This is a genomic window from Crocosphaera sp. (assembly GCF_030064895.1).
Lineage (GTDB): Bacteria > Cyanobacteriota > Cyanobacteriia > Cyanobacteriales > Microcystaceae > Crocosphaera.
On sequence record NZ_JASJEB010000026.1, the window covers coordinates 1 to 14,415 of the forward strand.

The 14,415-nt window shown below is 37.4% G+C and carries 17 protein-coding genes; 8 read left to right on the top strand and 9 right to left on the bottom strand.

All coding sequences use genetic code 11. From position 1 onward, the window contains the following. Positions 1-270 precede the first annotated feature (270 nt). The 4 genes from QNJ66_RS09025 to QNJ66_RS09040 all read right to left on the bottom strand — a co-directional run bounded on the left by QNJ66_RS09025 (position 271) and on the right by QNJ66_RS09040 (position 2,961). Entirely contained in the window at positions 271-1,032 is a 762-nt protein-coding gene (locus QNJ66_RS09025; RefSeq protein ID WP_300505462.1) for a DUF6816 family protein, read from the bottom strand. Positions 1,033-1,074: 42 nt separating this feature from the next. Continuing rightward, positions 1,075-2,181: a TRAP transporter substrate-binding protein gene (locus tag QNJ66_RS09030; RefSeq protein ID WP_300505463.1), complete on the bottom strand. Its 1,107-nt coding sequence runs from the start codon at positions 2,179-2,181 to the stop codon at positions 1,075-1,077. 263 nt (positions 2,182-2,444) lie between these two features. Next, positions 2,445-2,720, bottom strand: coding sequence for a BrnA antitoxin family protein (locus QNJ66_RS09035; protein WP_300505464.1), 276 nt, complete (start codon positions 2,718-2,720; stop codon positions 2,445-2,447). Beyond that, positions 2,683-2,961 carry a BrnT family toxin gene (locus QNJ66_RS09040; RefSeq protein WP_300505465.1) on the bottom strand — a complete coding sequence of 93 codons (279 nt, stop codon included), beginning with the start codon at positions 2,959-2,961 and terminating at the stop codon, positions 2,683-2,685. The genes QNJ66_RS09035 and QNJ66_RS09040 overlap by 38 nt, the downstream gene beginning before the upstream one ends. Before the next feature lie 486 nt (positions 2,962-3,447). Here QNJ66_RS09040 and QNJ66_RS09045 point away from each other — a divergent pair, with 486 nt between their 5' ends. Continuing rightward, on the top strand, positions 3,448-3,729 hold the full coding sequence (locus QNJ66_RS09045) for a hypothetical protein (RefSeq protein ID WP_300505466.1): 282 nt from the start codon (positions 3,448-3,450) through the stop codon (positions 3,727-3,729). A 79-nt stretch (positions 3,730-3,808) separates the two neighbouring features. Here the strand turns inward: QNJ66_RS09045 and QNJ66_RS09050 are convergent, their stop codons facing one another. Continuing rightward, a complete protein-coding gene (locus tag QNJ66_RS09050; protein WP_300505467.1) occupies positions 3,809-4,582 on the bottom strand; it encodes a Uma2 family endonuclease in 774 nt (257 codons plus the stop codon). An 83-nt stretch (positions 4,583-4,665) separates the two neighbouring features. Between QNJ66_RS09050 and larB the strand changes: the two genes are divergently transcribed. Next, the gene (larB, locus tag QNJ66_RS09055) at positions 4,666-5,472 is read left to right on the top strand and encodes a nickel pincer cofactor biosynthesis protein LarB (protein WP_300505468.1); all 807 of its coding nucleotides are present in this window, start codon (positions 4,666-4,668) and stop codon (positions 5,470-5,472) included. A gap of 43 nt (positions 5,473-5,515) precedes the next feature. Here larB and QNJ66_RS09060 read toward each other — a convergent pair whose 3' ends face one another. The 3 genes from QNJ66_RS09060 to cobQ all read right to left on the bottom strand — a co-directional run bounded on the left by QNJ66_RS09060 (position 5,516) and on the right by cobQ (position 7,852). Further along, positions 5,516-5,857: a rhodanese-like domain-containing protein gene (locus tag QNJ66_RS09060; RefSeq protein WP_300505469.1), complete on the bottom strand. Its 342-nt coding sequence runs from the start codon at positions 5,855-5,857 to the stop codon at positions 5,516-5,518. Positions 5,858-6,109: 252 nt separating this feature from the next. Continuing rightward, positions 6,110-6,349 (bottom strand): 2Fe-2S iron-sulfur cluster binding domain-containing protein, encoded by a 240-nt coding sequence (locus QNJ66_RS09065; RefSeq protein WP_300505471.1) that lies wholly within the window; start codon positions 6,347-6,349, stop codon positions 6,110-6,112. Between the two features lie 18 nt (positions 6,350-6,367). Then, complete coding sequence (gene cobQ / locus QNJ66_RS09070; RefSeq protein WP_300505472.1) at positions 6,368-7,852, bottom strand: cobyric acid synthase CobQ; 1,485 nt, start codon at positions 7,850-7,852, stop codon at positions 6,368-6,370. A gap of 274 nt (positions 7,853-8,126) precedes the next feature. Here cobQ and QNJ66_RS09075 point away from each other — a divergent pair, with 274 nt between their 5' ends. The 5 genes from QNJ66_RS09075 (at position 8,127) to QNJ66_RS09095 (ending at position 12,004) form a co-directional block, all read left to right on the top strand. Beyond that, on the top strand, positions 8,127-8,588 hold the full coding sequence (locus QNJ66_RS09075) for a hypothetical protein (RefSeq protein ID WP_300505473.1): 462 nt from the start codon (positions 8,127-8,129) through the stop codon (positions 8,586-8,588). Positions 8,589-9,007: 419 nt separating this feature from the next. Continuing rightward, a complete protein-coding gene (gene rpmG, locus QNJ66_RS09080; protein WP_300505474.1) occupies positions 9,008-9,202 on the top strand; it encodes a 50S ribosomal protein L33 in 195 nt (64 codons plus the stop codon). A 32-nt stretch (positions 9,203-9,234) separates the two neighbouring features. After that, the gene (gene rpsR / locus QNJ66_RS09085; protein WP_007306900.1) at positions 9,235-9,450 is read left to right on the top strand and encodes a 30S ribosomal protein S18; all 216 of its coding nucleotides are present in this window, start codon (positions 9,235-9,237) and stop codon (positions 9,448-9,450) included. A 140-nt stretch (positions 9,451-9,590) separates the two neighbouring features. After that, on the top strand, positions 9,591-11,603 hold the full coding sequence (locus QNJ66_RS09090) for a ribonuclease R family protein (protein WP_300505490.1): 2,013 nt from the start codon (positions 9,591-9,593) through the stop codon (positions 11,601-11,603). A gap of 23 nt (positions 11,604-11,626) precedes the next feature. Next, a complete protein-coding gene (locus QNJ66_RS09095; RefSeq protein ID WP_300505491.1) occupies positions 11,627-12,004 on the top strand; it encodes a hypothetical protein in 378 nt (125 codons plus the stop codon). 241 nt (positions 12,005-12,245) lie between these two features. Here the strand turns inward: QNJ66_RS09095 and QNJ66_RS09100 are convergent, their stop codons facing one another. Then, a complete protein-coding gene (locus QNJ66_RS09100; protein WP_300505493.1) occupies positions 12,246-12,662 on the bottom strand; it encodes a hypothetical protein in 417 nt (138 codons plus the stop codon). 157 nt (positions 12,663-12,819) lie between these two features. On the opposite strand from QNJ66_RS09100, the gene QNJ66_RS09105 reads away from it, so the two are divergent. After that, complete coding sequence (locus tag QNJ66_RS09105; protein WP_300505495.1) at positions 12,820-13,971, top strand: peptidylprolyl isomerase; 1,152 nt, start codon at positions 12,820-12,822, stop codon at positions 13,969-13,971. The last annotated feature ends 444 nt before the right edge of the window (positions 13,972-14,415 follow it).

The following is a 14,415-nucleotide window of genomic DNA, read 5'->3' on the forward strand; positions in this document are numbered from 1 at the left end:
AATCTTAAATAGCCAATTATGAGCAATTTAAAAGCTAAATAATCTTATTTTTCAACTTTTTTCTCCCCTCCTGCCTCCTGCCCCCTGCCTTCTGCCTCTACTTATTAAGTATTCTTGTTCTAATGCAAGATGTGAGTAAAACAAAAATTGATGTGTCCTAACTTTATTTTTTTAATGCTATACCCCTACGCGAAAGTCAAAAGTAGGTCAGAAAAGGGTTTCAGGTTTTGTCAATGTCCTAAGCAAAATGCGTAGTGCTATATATGTAAATCATTTTTCCAAAATCAATTCATATTGATACAAAGCAACAGGACTATTAATAGCTTTAAAATATTCAGGATCTTCGGGAGATAAATAAATAGCGGTTACTTGTTTTGCTGTTACTTTTTTAGGATTAATTAATTGATAATCTGTTGTAGTTTCGACTTCATTAAGATAAATACTTGTTGGTCTTTGAAACAGTTGTTGTGTAATTTCAGTTGTTAGAAATTCTTGAGTATTTGGGGTTTCTTGACTACGACCTGTTATTGTAGAAATAAGTTGATTATCATCAGCCAAAAAAGTTATTTGACGATTAGGATTATCAGGAGAAATTTTAACAGAAAGAACCTGCTCATCTCCTAGATAAGCTTTAGCAATATTTTCCCCGTTAAATATGCGATCGGCAACAATCAAATTTTTATTAGAGGAGAAAGAAGAGAGAGAAAGGATACTAGTAATTGATAGTTTTTGCTGTTGAAAACGAACTTTAAAAGTAAACGGTTGATTTAAGTATTTTTCGTTTTTTTCAAAGCCGGGAGTAACAACTTTTGGTGCTAAAGGGGCTATTTGTTCCCTTAATATACTGGTAGCTTTCCAAGTTCCTGCCATCCATTCGGGATAGATTAAATCAACATCAGTTTGAGTAATATTTAGCTTACTATTCCAATTAGGATAAGCATTCAATCTATTAGTTATTTCCCCTGCTTGACTAGGTTGAGGAGAGATAAAGATAAAAAGTAAATTGAGGAGTAAAATTAGAATTAGTTTCATGTGTCAGTTATTAGTTATCAGTGACCAGTGACCAGTTATCAGTTATTTTTGATTAAAGGCAAAATTTGCGTAACTTAATTCATTTATTTTATTCCATTCTGATACTTCTTTTCTAAATTTATTCCAGGATTCATATACTTCTTTAAACGTAGCATCTTTACTAGCATTTTCTTCGTATAAATCAAAAGCAATAGTTTGCGCTGCTGTTAAAATCTCCTGAGAATAAGGGATTAATTGTGTTCCTCCTTGTAGTAAAGATTGCAGGGCAACCCTATTTTGTGCATCGTATTGACTCAACATATTTAAGTTAGCTTCCATCGCTGCTGCTTGCAACATAGCTTGGTATTCTTGTGGTAATTTATCCCAAGCAGATCGATTAATTTGTAAGTCTAAAGTTGCCCCAGGTTCCCACCAACCCGGATAATAATAATAGTCCGCTGCTTTATTTAAACCTAATTTTTCATCGTCGTAAGGGCCAACCCATTCCGCAGCATCGATCGCACCGGTATCCAAAGCTAAGAAAACTTCACCTCCAGGCAAGACTTGCACATTTACCCCTAACCGGGTCATAACCTCTCCTCCCAGTCCAGGAATACGCATTTTTAAGCCTTTGAGGTCATTAACAGACTGAACTTGACGTTTAAACCATCCTCCCATTTGCGCCCCGGTATTCCCTGCCGGAAAGCTAATAATGTTAAAATCTGCGTAGATTCTGTGCATGGTTTCTAAGCCACCACCATGATAAAACCAGGCGTTTTGTTGTTGGGCAGTTAAACCAAAAGGCATGGCAGTACCGAAGCCCAAAGCCGGATTTTTCCCCACATAATAATAACTAGGAGAGTGGCCACATTGCACGGTTCCCTGTTGTACTGCGTCTAATACTTCTAACCCTGGTACAATCTCCCCGGCAGCATAAGGTATGATGGTAAACTTGCCCCCACTCATAGCTTGAACGCGATCGCAAACCGTTTGGGCCCCACCAAAAATGGTATCTAGGGACTTGGGCCAACTGGTTTGCATTTTCCAGCGAACAGTAGGTAAGCTATCTCCTGTCCCGGTTCCTTGTGTGGACTGGGTTTGACAGGAACTAAGAACAGTGGCAGTAGTTGCACCTAATGCAGTATTACTAAGGAAGTGGCGACGTTTCATGGTTTAGATGGGATATTTTAGGTTATTTATCAAAATAGCAGATATAGCAGTTCCCATACTTGTGAGGTACACAGTTTTCTAGTTTTAGGAGTTCGGAGTTCGGAGTTCAGAGTTAGGTGTACCTCATGAGTCCGAGAAACGCTATTTATCTAGTTAAGGCGATTTAATAAAGAATAATAATTGAAAATGAATTTTTAATCTATAGATAGGGGTAAACGGCCGTTTACCCCTACTCAATGATTTTTTAATATTAATCAAAATTGCTATTGTTTAGCTTCCATACAAGCTCTCAATAAAGTATTAATATAGCTTTGATAAGATTCTTCTTTATTTTTCAACCACTGCAAAACATCTCTATCTATTTGTAAAGTAATTGTTTCTGTTTGAAGATGGGATTTTTTACCACGACGCACTGTTGCTGACTTTAACATTTCAGGCGTAATTTCTGGACAATCTGAGAAATCAATCTCTTCATCAGTCATATTGTCCAATTTTTCCCAGTCAGTTAAAGATTTTTTTAAAATAGATTCGTTGTTCATTTTTATTTGCTTTTCTAATAGAAATAATTCTAAGCGTATTTTTATTTTCAGTATAAACCACTACTACAACTCTTTCTATTAATAATCCTAACGCACACCATCGTTGTTCATGATAATTAAAGCGATTATCTTCAAAAATAACTGTATCTTGCTCAAAAATGATCTCCACGTCAAGGAAATCGATACCATGTTTACGAATATTGCTGAGTCGTTTATCTTCGTCCCATTCAAAGGTTGTCATATCTATAGGTATTAGCGTTGTTGAAGTCTCCATGCTTTGAAAAACTGGATTCTAGCTGTTAAGCTACGACGGGATAAATCCACGTCTTCATTCGTTAACTTATTAGATTCTCATCTAACTTAATGCCCTTCAACAGACATCTACATCCCTCGATTCGATAATTACTATCAAACTGTGGACTTACTTTTTTAGGTCAAACCTTGAAGATTTTACGCTTTGAAGGCTAATTTCTTACTTCTCAAAGCAACCCTATATCTTCAGTTGAAAGGCGTGCATTTGCCAGCTTAATTATTTTTTTGAAGCACTCCCTAACAATACTTTGCTTGTAAATCGGCCGTCATACTGTCGATTTAATCCGTTGTTTCGGCATTACAGGAGTCTCACCTCTAATCGTTAGTTCACAGTGTCACTGGACTTAGCAACCATTTTACCATTAGATACAGGGGGTTAAAACCCCCGTTCGCTCCACCGCCACGCCTTAAAAGGATGTGGCTAACTCTCGCTCACGGCTTTTTAGGTTTAGAAACTTTAGGTGATCTACTTTTTAAGACTCTTGATCAGGAAACTTATGAGTTTGATCGGAATAAAGTTAAGCAACTAGCAGAATCAATAGACTGCTCAAGACAAGGAAAATGCTGGCAAGATACATTAATTGTTCCTGATGGAAAAGGAGGCGTTAAATTAAGTACAAGTCGTAAATCAGTTAAGGTTGCAGTAGAACGTTGTCTTGAAGTCTTAACTTCAGATGATGAGAAATATTTAGGATAGGAATTGTTAGAAACAGGAACAGCATTAAAATTTAGATGTTAAATCCTTGATTCTCATCTTAAGCTGTTTCCTAACCTAGTTAACCGCTTGAGTCAGGAGAATACTGTAATAAGATACTTCTGACTTGTTCAATAGATAAACTCAAAGCATCTGCTATTTGTTCTAAAGTTAATCCTAATTCTTGAAGACGATAAACAGCCAATAATTGATTATCTTCTAAACTTTTTAACTTACCCTCTGCATTTTCTTTTAATTTGCGTTCTTGTTCAGCCAATTCTTGAGGAGTTAAAACTAATTCACCTTCAGGAGTAAAATAACGTAACTTTCTCTCATAAATACCTAAATATAATTCTAATTGTTCGCTCCATAAATATCCATTTTCATCTGGATTAATCGGTTGATATATTCCTTCAGATAACCTAAAACCTTGAAACTCTAAACTAACAGGATCAAACCAGAAATAATTAGGAGTACGAAAAATGTTCTGATAGAGTTCTTTTTTCTTCGTTCGGTCAACTTTCGCCGTAGAATCTGACAGTATTTCTACAATAACATGAGGATACTGTCCCTTTTCTCCCCAAACAACCCAACTTTTACGAGGTCGTTTTTCCGTATTTAAAACCACGAAAAAATCAGGCCCACAAAAATCTCTTTTTTTCAGTTGCTCCGCATTATAATAAATACTCAGATTACCAGTTGCATAGTAATCATTCCTATCTGACCAAAAACTTTCTAGACAGTTTAAAAGTAGAATAATTTGTTGTAAATGAAGATCGCTTTCCAAAGGAGGTTCATCACTCCATAAATCAGTAGGAAGATAGATAAGATCAGAGGAGGGATTTAGGGTTGTCATAGTTTTAATCCCCTAGCATAGATGTACTTAAGGTAACACAACTAAACTAAAATAAACAATGGATACTCAATAATAGCCTTTGCATGAACCCTGACGCGCTGCAAGAACTCCTCAAAGCCATTTCCAGAGGAGAAATAAACCCCGAAACTGCCCTGGAACAACTGAAAAACCTTAATTTTGAACCAGTGGCCGACTTTGCTAAAATTGACCATCATCGTCACCTCAGAACGGGGTTTCCTGAAGTCATTTGGGGACCAGGAAAAACCCCAGAACAAATTATACAAATTATGAACACCATGGCCCGCCATTCTCCTGTGGTGATGGCCACTCGCATCGAAGCAGCGATCGCAGAACAACTAGAAGCGGAGATACCCTCTCTCATTTATTATCCCACTGCCCGTATTTGCGCCCTGAAAACAGGCCAAACACAGTTTCAGGCTTCGGGAATCATTTCTATCCTAACGGCTGGTACGGCGGATTTACCCGTGGCTGAGGAAGCAGCGATTACAGCGCAATTATGTGGCTTTCAAACCCAAAAACTCTGGGATGTGGGGGTTGCGGGTATTCATCGCTTATTGAGTCACCGAGAATTATTAAATCAAGCCGATGTCATTATTGTAGTAGCAGGAATGGAAGGGGCTTTACCTAGTGTAGTGGCTGGTATGGTAGATTGTCCCGTGATTGGAGTCCCTACAAGTATAGGTTATGGCACCAGTTTCGGCGGAGTTGCCCCTTTATTAACCATGTTAAATTCCTGTGCAACTGGTATCGGTGTGGTCAACATTGATAATGGTTTTGGGGCAGCTATTTTGGCCGGGCAAATTTTACGCACTGCTCAAAGAATCAGTTCGCGAAATAATAACCTACCCCAGACAAATTATCTAGAGTAGGTTATGCTGTAATGACTAACAAAATTAATGTAACGGTTGTCGATTATCCTTCGACGGGATAACCGGCAGCTTTCCAAGCATTTAAACCACCAACTAACTCGGCTACGTTTTCGTAACCAGCACCACGTAGTCTATTTACGGCTAAAACAGTTTGTTTTTCTGTTGCGCCATAGACATAAATATCACGGTCGAGTTCAAAGTTACTTAAAGCTCTGTTAACTAACTCATCCATAGGGAAAGAAGTAGCTCCAGTAATATGAGTGTTGTTGAAAGCTGATCTATCTCTGACATCAATGATGGTTAAGGCAGGTTCACCCCAGTCAAGACGTTGTTTGAGGTCGGAAACTGCGGATTTGCTTTTAAGGGGCTGTGGAATAGGAATCATTAAAGTCTATGTAATGAGTTACTACATTTATAATGTAACAAAATATTACGAAAATGTAAAGTTTTATTGTGAAGGATTGACAAAAAAAATTTCTGAATATCGTCACGCATTGTTATTAAGGCGTTATGGAGGTTCGGAGTACCTCGGAATGAAAGATATATGGCAATATCTTAGTTCTTCCCACACCCCCCACACTCCCCACACTCCCCACACCCCCCAAACTTCCCAAACTCCCCACACTATTTGAATAATTTACCAACCCAAGTCACTGTATAGACTAATAGTTACCGAGTCGCTACCTCTAGGAATGGCACTAATACAAGCACAAATAGGGGTTCCGTCTTCCAACTCTACCTCGCACGCATGACAAGAACCCATTAAACAGCCTGTAGGAATGGTTATTCCTGCTCGTTTCGCCACTTCTAACATGGGTTCTCCTGCTTGGGCTTCTATGGTAATATCATCGGGTAAAAATCGCACTGTAACCATCATAAAATCTTCCTCAAATAATTAGTTAGTTAATAATGGACTTAAATCAACAAATTCATCGACAAGATCAGCTAATTTATCTAAAATAATCTCTCGTTGTTCTCTGTAATTAGCAATTCCTGTGGGTAGAGAAGACAAACCTCGACGATTTCTGAGATAATTTAACCAAGTTCTTCGCCAAGCACCATTATCAAAAATACCATGTAAATAACACCCCCAAACTGATTGATTATCATTAACAATTCCCAAACTAATATCTTCAAATAAAGTATGAATATTCGGGTTCTTATGTTCAGTTTTATTCTTAGATAAACGAGTAATTCCTTGATGAATTTCGTACCCTGTGATGGGAAATCCAGGATAAGGATAAACAGAAGAAGTTTGACGTTGACGGACAATTTTTTCCGAGGTTATAACTGTTTCAATTGGTAAAAAGCTTAGTCCAGTATAAGAGGCATGATTACCTTCTAATTGGTCGGGATCAAACACCATTTTTCCTAACATTTGGAATCCCCCACAAATACCAAAAATAATCCCTCCTGCTGCTACGTAATCTTGTAATTTTTTAACCATAGCAGTACCATGCAAAGCAATTAAATCATTAATGGTAGTTTTGGACCCTGGAATAATAACTGCATCAGGATAACCTAAATTATCCTTTAAATCTAAATAGGTTACAGAGACAGTCTTTTCAGCATCCAAAGGTTCAAAATCGGTAAAATTAGCGATATGGGGTAATCGTAAAACTGTTATATTAATCTCTTGTTCTCCTCTCCTCGGTCTTTCTAATAAATCCAAAGAATCCTCCGCAGAAAAGGAAATATCACGCCAAGGAATCACCCCCAAAACAGGAATTCCTGTATAATCTTCTAACCATTCAATTCCCGAATCTAAAAGCGATCGATGTCCTCGAAACTTATTAATAATAATCCCTTTAATTAAAGCTCGTTCCGACTCATCTAATAATTGTAAAGTACCCACTACATGAGCAAAAGACCCTCCGCGATCAATATCCACAACTAATACAGTAGGTGCGTTAAGATATTTAGCAACTCTCATATTAGTTAAATCTCGATGTTTGAGATTAATTTCTGCCGGACTTCCTGCACCTTCACAAACTACAAAATCATATTCTGTTGCCAAACGTTCTAAAGATTGAGTAATCGCATTCCAACCCTTTTCAAAATACTGTTCGTAATAATTAACTGCTGTGGTAACTCCGGCTGCTTTTCCCCCTAAAATAACTTGTGAGGTCATATTTCCTTGGGGTTTGAGGAGAATAGGGTTCATTTCCACTCTGGGATTGATTCCTGCGGCCCAAGCTTGTACCGCTTGAGCATGACCAATTTCTCCACCAGTAGTGGTAACATAAGCATTGAGTGCCATATTTTGCCCTTTGAAGGGGGTAACGTGCCAACCCCGACGGGCTAAAATACGACATATTGCCGTGGTAATAAAGGATTTTCCGGCGTGGGAAGTGGTTCCCACTACCATCATGGCTTTCATTGAATATTGAAACCTATACTTAGTGAATAGTGAACAGTCATCAGTTATGAGTGACCGATAATGCTTAAAAAGGAAAGCTAAACCAACAATTTAAACGGTTTAATTGATAATCATACCTTAATTTTGTCTCATAAGATAATCAGGGATTTTCTCTGATTATTCGTTATGTTATCTCATTTAACTAATGAATGAGAATGGCTTACTTAAATCATGTTTGAGAATTGCTATAATTGAGTCTAACTTTATTTTAATCGTTCTGAGGAGTCTTAGTCAGATGAAAAAACTAATTTTTGCTTTACCGGTCTTATTTGGTGTCCTGGGAATACCCTCCCAAAGTTTAGCTCATACTATGTTTACTAACTATTTATTGAATGATAAATTAGAATTTCAAACTACTTATAGTACCGATGAAGTAGCTGAAAATGCTGAAGTTTATGTCTATGCACCGAATAATTTTGATGAACCTTGGTTAGAGTCTAGAACTGATGAAGAAGGGCGTTTTTCTTTTCTTCCTGATAGTTCTATTCCTGGAGACTGGGAAGTACAAATTATCGATGAAGGTCACGGAGAAGTTATTATTGTTCCTGTGACTGAAGATGGGGTAGATTATGAAAATATTAGTTATGAATTCAAACAAGACTTACATTATAGTTCTACTCCTATGTCTCCTCTTCATAGTTTATTAATTACTGCTGGAGTGGCCGGTTTATGGTTTACTGTTTTGCGTAAAAGTTAAGAGATATTTTTTGTTTATTTCCCAATAAACTTAACTCAATTATTGATGGTGTATTAACAAGATATTTAACAGTATTTTTGTTAATGCACCTTATTTTTTGATAAAAATTTTCATCATATTAGTTGTTCATGATACTTAAAAAAAGTTGAATTTTAATTAACAAAATGTCGGCAGAAATCCTCATCTATAAATTCTCTCAAAAATACTCATATTTTAGATGGGGATGAATGCAGACCAAAATTTTATAAAACATCCACTTAAGTTCAGTTGCTTGTTAGAATCGTCAACTATAAATTAAACTTCTGACTTCTGACTTCATTCAACCCTACTTCACTTAACTTGCAACTTGATTGAAAATATGAGATAATAGCTGTTTGTGTGTAAATCTAAATTAATCGAGTAAATTGCTAAATTAAATTATGGCCAGTAAAAAAGGGGTTCGACTAATTATTACCCTAGAATGTACAGAATGTCGGACAAACGCCAATAAAAGATCCCGGGGGGTTAGTCGCTATACCACCACGAAAAACCGTCGTAATACCACAGGAAGAGTAGAACTCAAAAAGTTCTGTACCCACTGTAATGCTCACACGGTCCACAAAGAAATTAAATAATTGCTTACCACAAAATAAGGAAAAAGTCAAGTATGAGTTACTATCGGAAACGTTTATCTCCCATTCCTCCTAAGCAACCCATCAACTACAAAGATACAGAATTGCTGAGGAAATTTATCACCGAACGGGGTAAAATTTTACCAAGACGTATCACAGGGTTAACAGCAAAACAACAACGGGCCTTGACCACTGCGGTAAAACGGGCTAGGTTCTTAGCTCTATTGCCCTTTGTAAATAAAGAAGCTTAACCATGATTCTAATGTTGGGTATTTGGGGTCAGTATTGTCTCTTAACCCCCAAAGTCCCAATATAAGCCCCGAAAGCTGATCTAAAAAAGGTTACTATAACAATAGTTAGGGAAAATTTTAACAAGTAAGGCAAAAAACGGGTGGAAAAAGGTAAATTAGTTGAATTTAGAGTCAATGGGGAATATCGTCTGGCGGTAGTTGATCGTCCAGAGGGAAAAAAAGATTGGATGGTTATTGACGGTCAAGGTCATTCCCACAAACTGCGACCCCAACGAGTGGACTATGAAGTGCCAGGGGGTCCCTACAATAGCGATGATATACCTCAATTTCTCCAAGAGATTCAACCTTACCTTGATCCCTCTAATTTAGAAGTAGCTTGGGAATTATTAGTAGAAGATGGAGAAGGGGTGACAGCAGCAGACTTGGCCAGCTTTCTCTACTCTGAACAAACGCCACAGTTCTGTTATGCGGCACATCGCCTCCTATCTGAAGATAAAATATATTTTAAGAAAAAAGGGGATAACTATGAACCTCGTTCCCCCAGCCAAGTCGAGGAAATTCAACATCAATTACAAGTTCAACAACAACGTCAACAAGAAAAAGAACTCTTTCTTGAACATATTAAACAAGGGATGGCCGGGGAAGCGGTAGAATGGACTCAGAGCGATCGCACTCGGTTAGAATTATTAGAAAAATTTGTCTTACAACCAGAGCAAAGTCATCGTAATGCTCAAGACTTACTCAAAGAACTGGAACAGGCAACAACCCCTGATGCAGCTTTTGACCTACTGGTGGCTTTAAAATGGTGGAGTCCCAATGAAAACCTATTCTTAAAGCGAAGCTCTTATCCGGTCAATTTTCCTCAAAAGGTATTAGATGTGGCCTCTTCTTACTTACAAAATTTGCCCCCCGATGCTGATAGCGATCGCTTAGACTTGACCCATCTAAAAGTCTATACCATTGACGATGAAAGCACAGAAGAAATTGACGACGGTTTGAGTGTTGAGTATCTAGAGAATGATCAAGTCAAATTATGGATACATATCGCTGATCCCACCCGTTTAGTGACTCCAGGGGATGAATTAGACTTAGAAGCAAGAAAACGTAGTACAACCCTATATTTGCCCACAGGCATGATCTCCATGTTTCCTATGGAGTTAGCCACAGGACCCATGAGTTTACGTCAAGGTAAACTCTGCGCTGCTTTGAGTTTTGGGGTTATTTTAGATAATGAGGGGGCTGTTGTAGACTATTCTATCCATGCCAGTCTCATTAAACCAACCTATCGCCTCACCTACCACGATGTGGATGAGATGTTACAGTTAGGTATTACCGCCGAAGCAGAGTTAGCGGTATTAGCAGAGGCGGCCAAAAAACGACACCAGTGGCGACAGTCTCAAGGTTCCATCACCATCAAAATGCCAGAAGCTATTATTAAGGTGAAGTCGGACGAAGAAATTGTCATTGAATTGTTAGAAACCTCCATTTCCCGTCAATTAGTGGCAGAAATGATGATTTTAGCCGGAGAAGTGGCAGGGAGTTATTGTGGAGAAAATGGTATCCCCGTTCCCTTTCGAGGACAACCTCAACCGGAGTTACCCCCAGAAGAAGAGTTATTATTATTGCCTCCTGGCCCAGTTAGAGCTTGTGCTTTGCGCCGTTGTATGCCTCGCGGCGAAATGGGAACCCTCCCCAGTCGTCACGCTAGTTTAGGATTAGATAGTTATACCCAAGTAACGTCTCCTATTCGTCGTTATACAGATTTATTGACCCATTTTCAAATTAAAGCCCATCTGAGGGGGGATGAGTTACCTTTTCCTTTGGATGTAATGCAGCAAATTTTATATAGTGTGACTCTTTCTGCTCAAGAAGCGTCTTTAGTTGAGCGACAAACAAACCGTTATTGGGGTTTAGAATTTTTACGCCGTAACGCTAATGAGGTTTGGCAAGGGTTGGTATTACGCTGGTTACGCGAAGATGAAGGGTTAGGAGTGATCCTTTTGGAAGAATTAGGGTTAGAATTACCCCATCGTTTTGAGCGTTCTGTATCTTTAGGCGATCGCCTCAATGTACAAGTCAGTCGCGCTGATCCTCACCGTGATGAGATTCGTTTCCGTGAAATGCTTGAATCTGAGAGCGTAATTAATCAATAAAAGTAGATTATTCAAGAATAATAATGGATGAAAATTACGTTTTTACTGCTCAACAAATTGTTTATTTAACTGATAACTTCCATCGTCTTTATTGTGAGGTTATTCAAGTAGTTGAATCTCGTCAATTGTGTTGGGTTCGTCCATTATGTTTAGTTGATATGGCTGAAGAAAACGAGATTTATGCACAATTATTAACCCCAAAATTATTGGTAGATGTACGTTCCACTTCTGATTTATTATATCCGATAAACCTATTTCAACCAGCATTAGATACAGAAGTAATTCCTTTATTAAGTCAGCTAAGTAGTCCAGATTATCCCGTTAATAATAATCCCATTGCTAGGGAAAAGTTACATCAATTTATAACTAAAATTTGGCAAGAATATTCTGAACTATTTTAAGTACCTGGACAAAAATAAATGTTATAGTTAAGAAGAGGCAGGAGGCAGGGTGATGTTGAAAAAATGTCCTAACTGTACTGAAGGTTGCTGTACATTAATCTTTAACAATGTACAATTAACAATTAATAAATAACAATGATCTCTTATTTTTAGACAAGGATTAGTAAATGCCTTAAGACGAGAGAGATTGTAAAAATTAAACTAATTGTAAGTTGATAAAATCATAAAAATTATGAAACGATCAACTATTTTTTCTAAGATTATCTAAATAAGTTAACCATTTAGCTGCTAAATCAATCTCAGTAAAGGGAATTTTAACCACCGATTTATTTTCCTCGATAAAACTAAACTGAATTACAGGTTTTCCCTTTTTGGGTAAATTAGCTAAATCAACAGATTTATCATTAACTAATAATTCTATTTTATTAACATCATTTAACAAAAATTTAGGTAAAGTGTCAGGAATAGAACGGCCAGGTTTTCCCCAAGTAATTTCTTTGTCTTTAACACCAATGATGGCATAAATATCATATTTAGCCTGATCAAAATCTTCCGCCCATACCCGATAAGCTTCTAACTTTTGATATTCATTCCAACCACCCCAAGCTAAAAGAAAAAAGACCAGTAATAATGATAACCAAAAAAGACCTCTTACCATTGTTAAAATCCCTAGAAAATGAATAAATATACTTTTATTGTAAACATAAATAATAATTCTCCTCAAGACTTCATACAAGAGAGGGTATCAATTAGACCCCAAATTGTGGTAAATAAAAACAATGAAAATGCTCATTCATGGTAATCCTTAAAAATTGATGAAATTAAAACAAAGTTTTTGGTTTAATATCCTATCTAATTGGGAACATTGGTGCAAAAAAACTATAGTCGCTATGATGGTAGTGACCCTATCTATTAGTTTATCTGGGGCAACCTGGAATCAGTTTGGCACAAATTCCATGTTAATTGGCGCGCTTGCTCAAGGAAACGCCATTACTAACCCCGAAGCTATTTTAAGGTACGCTTTACCTATTGATAACGAACCGATTCGCAAAGTTCAAGATGCGATCGAAGATATTTCCAATCATCTGAGGGGAAAACGTTGGCCTCCCATCGCTAAAGATGCTAAAACCGCTTCCTTTGTACTCGCCATACGCAGCGATAAAATTATCGAGGGGGTTCCTAGCGATCGCCAACCCCAAGCAGAAATGCTGTTAGAAAATGTTAAAACAGGGGTCAGCGAACTGCAAGAAGCAGTAAAAAATAAGGATAGAGAACAGGTATGGCTAACAAGAAGAGCTATTCTCGATAATATTGGTGAGATTGAAGCCTTAATGGTGGAAGGTTTCCCTTTTGATGTCCCCACAGAATACGCCAACTTGCCTCAGTTAAAAGGACGGGCTACGGTTAAACTAGAAACGACCAAAGGGGACCTTACCATTGTGGTTGATGGTTACAACGCCCCTATTAATGGAGGAAACTTTGTTGATCTGGTGCAACGAGGTTTCTACGATGGTTTACCTTTTCTTGACTCAGAAGATGGTTTTGCCATCCAAACAGGTGATCCTAAAGGGACAGAAGAAGGGTTTATTGACCCAGAAACAGGAGAATATCGTGCTATTCCCATGGAAATTTTAGTTAAAGGCGAGGAAACACCAATTTATGGTGCAACTCTCGAAGAGGTAGGTATTTATTTACCAGACTTAGTTCTTCCCTTTAATTCTTATGGGGCTGTTGCTTTAGCTCGTCCTAGTTTAGATCCTAACGGTGGATCATCACAATTTTTCTTTTTTAAATTTGACAGTGAATTAACTCCTCCTGGGTTTAACGTAATGGATGGCCGTTATTCTGTTTTTGGCTATCTAGTTAATGGGAAAGAAACATTAGCAGAGTTGACCAAAAAAGATCAAATTGTTTCAGCAGAAGTGATCGATGGGTTAGATAATTTAGTTCAACCTCAAAACAGTTAATTCCCAAAAGCTTAATACTTAAATTGTAAGTAATGTGAACAATAATAATGTTCACATTTTTTATTTGAAAATATATCACTCAATAATGATATGTAAGAAGCGATAATATATCAGGACATAATAGTGTTATTTCGCTACTAATAGATTCTTGTAGGGGTTTAACACTGTTAAACCCTTCTCTTCATTTTCTTGTAACTGATAATTATAGTAGAGATCACAATCATCGGGAGGAAAACAAGCTAAAGTAAAAATCCGCGAGATCTACATATAGAGTAATTGAGCCAATATTGTTCAAGACAGAACACTATATATGTGGTATAAGGAAAAAGTAGCATTATACATTAGTAGACATGGAGGTTTAAATGGAAGAAATAGTAACAAAAATTCTTGAAAACGTAGATAAAAATGGAGGGCAGACCGTCTATGTTATTCTGGCAGTATGTG

Excerpts from the sequence above, each read along its gene's own strand:
- QNJ66_RS09025 (WP_300505462.1), bottom strand. The coding sequence starts at position 1,032 with ATGAAACTAATTCTAATTTTACTCCTCAATTTACTTTTTATCTTTATC.
- QNJ66_RS09030 (WP_300505463.1), bottom strand. The coding sequence starts at position 2,181 with ATGAAACGTCGCCACTTCCTTAGTAATACTGCATTAGGTGCAACTACT.
- QNJ66_RS09035 (WP_300505464.1), bottom strand. The coding sequence starts at position 2,720 with ATGAACAACGAATCTATTTTAAAAAAATCTTTAACTGACTGGGAAAAA.
- QNJ66_RS09040 (WP_300505465.1), bottom strand. The coding sequence starts at position 2,961 with ATGACAACCTTTGAATGGGACGAAGATAAACGACTCAGCAATATTCGT.
- QNJ66_RS09045 (WP_300505466.1), top strand. The coding sequence starts at position 3,448 with ATGTGGCTAACTCTCGCTCACGGCTTTTTAGGTTTAGAAACTTTAGGT.
- QNJ66_RS09050 (WP_300505467.1), bottom strand. The coding sequence starts at position 4,582 with ATGACAACCCTAAATCCCTCCTCTGATCTTATCTATCTTCCTACTGAT.
- larB (WP_300505468.1), top strand. The coding sequence starts at position 4,666 with ATGAACCCTGACGCGCTGCAAGAACTCCTCAAAGCCATTTCCAGAGGA.
- QNJ66_RS09060 (WP_300505469.1), bottom strand. The coding sequence starts at position 5,857 with ATGATTCCTATTCCACAGCCCCTTAAAAGCAAATCCGCAGTTTCCGAC.
- QNJ66_RS09065 (WP_300505471.1), bottom strand. The coding sequence starts at position 6,349 with ATGATGGTTACAGTGCGATTTTTACCCGATGATATTACCATAGAAGCC.
- cobQ (WP_300505472.1), bottom strand. The coding sequence starts at position 7,852 with ATGAAAGCCATGATGGTAGTGGGAACCACTTCCCACGCCGGAAAATCC.
- QNJ66_RS09075 (WP_300505473.1), top strand. The coding sequence starts at position 8,127 with ATGAAAAAACTAATTTTTGCTTTACCGGTCTTATTTGGTGTCCTGGGA.
- rpmG (WP_300505474.1), top strand. The coding sequence starts at position 9,008 with ATGGCCAGTAAAAAAGGGGTTCGACTAATTATTACCCTAGAATGTACA.
- rpsR (WP_007306900.1), top strand. The coding sequence starts at position 9,235 with ATGAGTTACTATCGGAAACGTTTATCTCCCATTCCTCCTAAGCAACCC.
- QNJ66_RS09095 (WP_300505491.1), top strand. The coding sequence starts at position 11,627 with ATGGATGAAAATTACGTTTTTACTGCTCAACAAATTGTTTATTTAACT.
- QNJ66_RS09100 (WP_300505493.1), bottom strand. The coding sequence starts at position 12,662 with ATGGTAAGAGGTCTTTTTTGGTTATCATTATTACTGGTCTTTTTTCTT.
- QNJ66_RS09105 (WP_300505495.1), top strand. The coding sequence starts at position 12,820 with ATGAAATTAAAACAAAGTTTTTGGTTTAATATCCTATCTAATTGGGAA.